6 protein-coding genes and 1 pseudogene are annotated in these 5,178 nt (G+C 71.0%); 3 read left to right on the forward strand and 4 right to left on the reverse strand.

The features are described 5' to 3' along the window. The 3 genes and pseudogenes from ACNPM4_RS12050 to ACNPM4_RS12060 all read left to right on the forward strand — a co-directional run. Positions 1 to 197: pseudogene (locus ACNPM4_RS12050) on the forward strand (3-beta hydroxysteroid dehydrogenase); the annotation flags it as partial. Positions 198 to 266: 69 nt separating this feature from the next. After that, positions 267 to 533, forward strand: a complete 267-nt coding sequence (locus ACNPM4_RS12055) for a glutaredoxin domain-containing protein (protein ID WP_029263817.1) — start codon at positions 267 to 269, stop codon at positions 531 to 533. A 100-nt stretch (positions 534 to 633) separates the two neighbouring features. Continuing rightward, a complete protein-coding gene (locus ACNPM4_RS12060) occupies positions 634 to 1,047 on the forward strand; it encodes a VOC family protein (protein ID WP_105711116.1) in 414 nt (137 codons plus the stop codon). An 11-nt stretch (positions 1,048 to 1,058) separates the two neighbouring features. Here the strand turns inward: ACNPM4_RS12060 and ACNPM4_RS12065 are convergent, their stop codons facing one another. From ACNPM4_RS12065 to ACNPM4_RS12080, 4 genes are all read right to left on the reverse strand, one after another. After that, positions 1,059 to 2,573, reverse strand: coding sequence for a PucR family transcriptional regulator (locus ACNPM4_RS12065; RefSeq protein ID WP_029263815.1), 1,515 nt, complete (start codon positions 2,571 to 2,573; stop codon positions 1,059 to 1,061). Then, positions 2,570 to 3,598, reverse strand: coding sequence for an S-methyl thiohydantoin desulfurase domain-containing protein (locus tag ACNPM4_RS12070; protein WP_372468445.1), 1,029 nt, complete (start codon positions 3,596 to 3,598; stop codon positions 2,570 to 2,572). The genes ACNPM4_RS12065 and ACNPM4_RS12070 overlap by 4 nt, the downstream gene beginning before the upstream one ends. A 10-nt stretch (positions 3,599 to 3,608) precedes the next feature. After that, on the reverse strand, positions 3,609 to 4,727 hold the full coding sequence (locus ACNPM4_RS12075; RefSeq protein WP_029263813.1) for a DUF917 domain-containing protein: 1,119 nt from the start codon (positions 4,725 to 4,727) through the stop codon (positions 3,609 to 3,611). Continuing rightward, positions 4,724 to 5,178 (reverse strand): S-methyl thiohydantoin desulfurase domain-containing protein (locus ACNPM4_RS12080; protein WP_448985848.1); only part of this gene is annotated, 455 nt, incomplete at its 5' end. The genes ACNPM4_RS12080 and ACNPM4_RS12075, both read right to left, overlap by 4 nt.

Genomic DNA, 5,178 nt, shown 5'->3' on the forward strand with positions numbered 1-5,178 from the left:
GCGACTGCGCCGGCCCGCGCGAGGAGAGCCTCGCGACCATGATCCGCGCCTTCGCCCGCCGCGAGGGGTACCGCGGGTGGATACCGGCCCTGAACGTGCCGGGGCCGCAGATGGCGGGGATGCGCGCGGGGCATGCCCTGCCCGGGCCCGATGCGGACCTGGGCGTCCAGACGTTCGACGAGTGGCTCGCGTCCTAGCTCCGGGAACAGGCCAGCACGGTCGTCGGTTGCATCCGGGAGAAGCATCGCGGATCCGAGGAGGCGGGGATGGAGCTGACCCTGGTGTCATCGTCGTTCTGCGGCGCCTGCGCACGCACTCGGTCGGTGTTGGCCGACGCCGCTCGATTCCTGCCGGATGCGACGGTGACCGAGATCGATGTCGCTCAGGATCCGGACGCCGCGGAGGCACTCGACATCGACCACACGCCGACCGTGATCATCCGCGATTCATCGGGAGTCGAGGTGTTCCGAGCCACGGGCGTGCCCACGGTTCCCCAGGTGCTCACCGCAGCGGTCAAGGCTCTCCCGGCCTGAGCCCGCCCGTCCTCGTCGGATCTCTTGCGGAGGCAAGGCCCGCGGCGCAGACTGAGCGTCAGCGGTGCCGTAGTCTCACCTCTCACCTCCTGGAGTCCTCATGCCTGCCCTCAACCCGTATCTCTCGTTCCGCACCGAAGCCCGTGAGGCGATGGAGTTCTATCAGGGCGTGCTCGGCGGTGAGCTCGTGATCAACACCTTCGGAGAGTTCCCCGACATGGTGCAGGATCCGAGCCAGAAGGATCTCGTCATGCATGCCCAGCTCGATGCACCCGGTGGGCTCGTCCTCATGGCATCCGATTCGCCCGACGGCATGCCCTACGAGAAGCCGCAGGGCTTCTCGGTCTCGCTCAGCGGCAACTCGCAGGACGCGACCCGTGCGGTGTGGGAGAAGCTGGCCGACGGGGCCACGATCACGATGCCCCTGGACGTGCCGCCGTGGGGCGGGCTCTTCGGGATGCTCGTCGACCGCTTCGGCATCCCGTGGATGCTGCACGGCGATCCGGAGGAGTGAGCGGGCACCGCTCAGCGCGGCTGCACGGCTCGACATGCGAGGTGCAGGGCCAGCCGCGCCTCGGGGTCGGTCATGTCGATACCGAGGAGTTCCTGCACGCGCCGGATCCGGACCATGACCGTGTTGCGGTGCAGGCCGAGCGCACTCGCCGTCGCCGCGATGCCGGACTCGTGATCGAGGTAGGCGGAGAGCGTGGTGAGCAGCTCCCCACCGCCGTCGCGCAACGGCGCCAACAGCGATTCCGCCGCCGGGACGAAGGTGTCGTTCCCGGTCCAGGCGAGCAGCAGCTGCTCCAGGCCGAGGCTGTCGACACGCACGAACCACCCGGTCGCGGATCGCGATGCGGCGATGCGCGCCGCGTCGCCGGCCTCGTCCAGGGTCGTGGCCAGACCTTCCGCCCCGGCCTGCAGCGACCCGACACCGGTCGCCACCGCGAAATCGCGCAGCACGGCGAGGTGGAGTTCCCGCAGTGAGGCGACGGCGCGCTCCACCCGATCCGGATGCGGGGCTTCCGGGAACGACAGCCATCCGCTGAGTCCGCGGCCCGCCGTGGTCGCATGCGCCTCGCCGTCGATCGCGGAGAGACCGGCGCTCACCGACCGCAGCAGCGAGAAGGAATCGAGTCGTCCCCTCGCCACCACACGGAAGCCGATGTGGTGCCCGCCCGTGCGCCAGCCGCGCTCCGCCATGCGACGCTCGACGTCGGCATCGGCGGCCCCGTGCAGGTCGACGAAGTCCCGAAGCAGACCTGACGACACGGCGACGTCGTTCACGGCCGCCACCTCGTCGATCAGGATGCGCGCCGCGACTGCGGGCATCGCGATCTCTGCCGCGACCGAGAGCGACTGCACCTGCGCCTCTCCGAGCCCGCGTCCGAAGAGCACGAGCCGCAGGCCGCTGCGCCCTGGACTGTCGACGCGCACCGAAGCCGCCGCGGAGTCGCCGGCCTTCGCCTGATCGAGCCAGGAATCGAAGCCGATCGCGGCATGCAGGTGTTCGTCGAGGTGGGCTCCTGCCTCCTGGAGAACCCCGGACGAGTCGATCAATGCGGCCCCGACACCGAGGTTCGCCGCGATGTGCCCCAGCAGATCGGCGAGGTCGTCGGCGGCGTACTCGAAGGACTGGGCGACCTTGCGCACCTGGCTGAGCGTCAGCGCGTCACGGGCCTCGAGCAGCATCCAGCAGGCCTTCGCGAGCTGCACAGGGCGCTCGACGTCGAGCAGACACAGGCCGATGCGGTCGGCGAGCCGGAACGCGCCCGCATCGAAGCCGGCCGCGCCGGGGAGGGCGAGTCCCGTGAAACCGCGGTCCCGCAGTCGTCGCAGCAGCGCGTCCTGCTGCCAGGTCGCGCTCGGGGCCGTCGAGGTGACGATCGCCAGGCGGTCCGCACCGCTGTCCGTCAGCTCCGCCTCCCCCGCTCCGACAGCGACCGCCTCCCAGGCGGTATCCGCAGGGCCGGCGATTCGCCGCAGCCCGCCGTTCTCCGCATGGGCGAGCAATGCGCTCAACCGCAGCCGCTCGATCACGCTGCATCCAGATCGTCGAGACCGTACGCCGACGGCACCACCTGGGACCGCCGGTCGGACCGCGTGTTCCACCACTCGGGCGCGGGGACGGCGAAGACCGCCACGTTCCGGGCGAGGCCCAGTTCGGTGACCTCGAGGATCTCCCGGGACACCGCATCGACGATCACGATGATGGTGGGGGCCGAGGCGACGAGGAGTCCGTCGGTGAGCACGGCCAGCGCCTCGGATCGGGTGACCACGCGGTGCACCGCGCCGCCGAGACCGCTGATCTCGACCGCGTTCACGTGCGGGTCCTGGAGCGAGGGCGCGACCGAGACGATACGTCCTTCGGCGAGCAGCTCGGCCCCCAGAGCGTCGGCGAGGAGGGGAAGCGGAGCAGCGGCGGCGGCGAGGTAGGCCCTGCCGAGCTCGAGCGCGTACGCGAGGTGGCCTCCGATCGCGTGCTCCCGCAGATCGCCGACGGTGAAGCCGCCGAGCACCGCACAGCCGACACCGCCGGCCTGGATGATCGCCGATCGCACGACGCGCTCGGCGTCGATGGCCCGATGCGCCTCGACGAGCGCGACTCCGTCGGCACCCGTGTCGCAGGCGAAGACGAGCCCCGGCACGCTGTCGACGAAGAGCGACATCTGGTCCAGCCCCGGCACGGCGCGGCCGGTGCAGTCCGCGTCGAGCACGACGTGAGATCCGGCGAGCGTCAGCGGTGCGAGCCCGTTCATCCCCCCGCCTTCGAGCGAGCAGACCGCGGGAACCGGATGCCCGACCCAGCGCTCGACCGCGTCGAGGAGGCGGGCGAACGGCTCCTCCCCCGGAAGCCGCTCCCCGAGCAGCATCGTCGACCCCACGAACGCGACCCCGAGACAGGGCGTGGCGGGGTCGAGCGAGGAGACCGGGGAGACCTCGATGGGCCAGTCCGTCGCCCGCGCGAGCATGAGTTCGAGCATGGTGGTCGAGCCGCCGCCGCCCGAGCCGAGCAGCGCATAGCCGCGGGCGAGCGCCGTGAGGTCGTCGCGCTGCAGCATCATGCGCTCCAGCCTAGGGAGAAACGCCCTCGCCTGCGGACAGCGTCTCCACCGGGACGAACTCCGCCGAGAGCCCGAATGCGGACGGGCCGAACGCGGCGAGCGCATCGGGAGTGCGCATCATCTCGGGAGTGGAGATGCCCAGCACCCGCACGCGCTGTCCGTACCGGAGCCCCTCGGTCGTGATCGGCTCGGCGGTCTCGTGGTCGACGACGCAGATGAGGTCGGGCACGATCGCCACGAGCGTCTCTCCACGGTGGGCGATGAGGTTCTCGTTCTGGAAGGAGATCTCGAACGTGTCGCCCTCCTCCGCCCCGAGCGGTGCGATGACCGCCCGCCCCTTGGCGAAGCCCTCTGTCGTGCGGCGTTCCACGTCGATGACCTTGCCGACGCAGAGCTCACGCAGGTGCGGGTAGAGAGTCGTCGAGAGGGTGTCGGCGATCGCCTCGAACGGCGAACGGTGCTCCTCTCGGGCGACCCGGATGGCGCGGCCGAGCGCGAGTGCCATCGAGATCGTGCGGGGCACGGCCGTTCGCCGGACGTCGGCTCCGGTCATCGCGTACTCCGCGATGTGACCGACGCCACCGAGGCGGATGGTGATGCCGCGGGCGAGCCACTCCATCTGCCGGTCGTCGTCGCCGGTGTCGATCACGACCTTCTCCCCGCGTTCCCCGGCGAGCGCGAGCGGCGACCCGTGCACGCCGTACACGGCGAAGGTCTCCATGGACAGCTCGGGGAACGCGCGGCCCATGCCGTCGGCGTCCACCACCGGGAGCCCGGTCTCGGCCGCGACGATGAGCGGGATCATCGAGTTGATGCCGCCGCACTCGATCGGCATGGTCGCGTCCGCGGTCCGTCCGAGGTGCTCCTCGAGCGTGCGCAGGGCGAGCGTGGGCTCCGTCCCGGCCGGGATCTTCTCGATCATCACGGTCGGGGCGCCCATCTGCGCCGTCGGGATCACGAACAGGTCGTCGGCGAGCTCGTCCGGGTCGAGGATCGTGATGCTCCCCTTCCCCAGCACCCGCTCGACCAGCATCTTGCCGATGTAGGGGTCGCCGCCTCCGCCCGTGCCGAGGAGCGTCGCGCCGCGGGCAAGATCGGGGAGGTCGGCAGCCGTGAGCTGCCAGCTCATGCCGCGGCTCCCGCCGACGCCGATCCGGTGGAGATGCTGCCGTCGAAACGGTGCGCCGGCATGTCATAGCCGAAGTAGCCGGGGCCCACCATCGCGAGGGCGGCCTCCGAATGCCAGCGCTCATCCGCCGGAGCCGCGATCACCCGCACCCGCTGCCCGTAGCGCAGGCCCTCGGTCGTGATCGGCTCGCCGGACTCGCCGTCGAGCACCATGATCAGGTCGGGAGTGGTCGCGAGAACCGCCTCGTCGGCCTCTGCCACGAGGTGCTCGTTCTGGAACTGGAGAGTCAGCGTCGCACCGGCGTCACCGTCGATGCGTGCGCGCCCGCGTGCGAAGCCGGTCGTGGTGGCCCGGTGCACGTCGACGACCTTGCCGCCGAACAGCTCTCGGCCGCCCAGGAGGTCGACGACCGCGTCGACCGGGTCGGTCTTCTCGTCGCGGGCCGTGGCGA

The sequence above is a fragment of the Microbacterium umsixpiens genome (genome assembly GCF_053543675.1).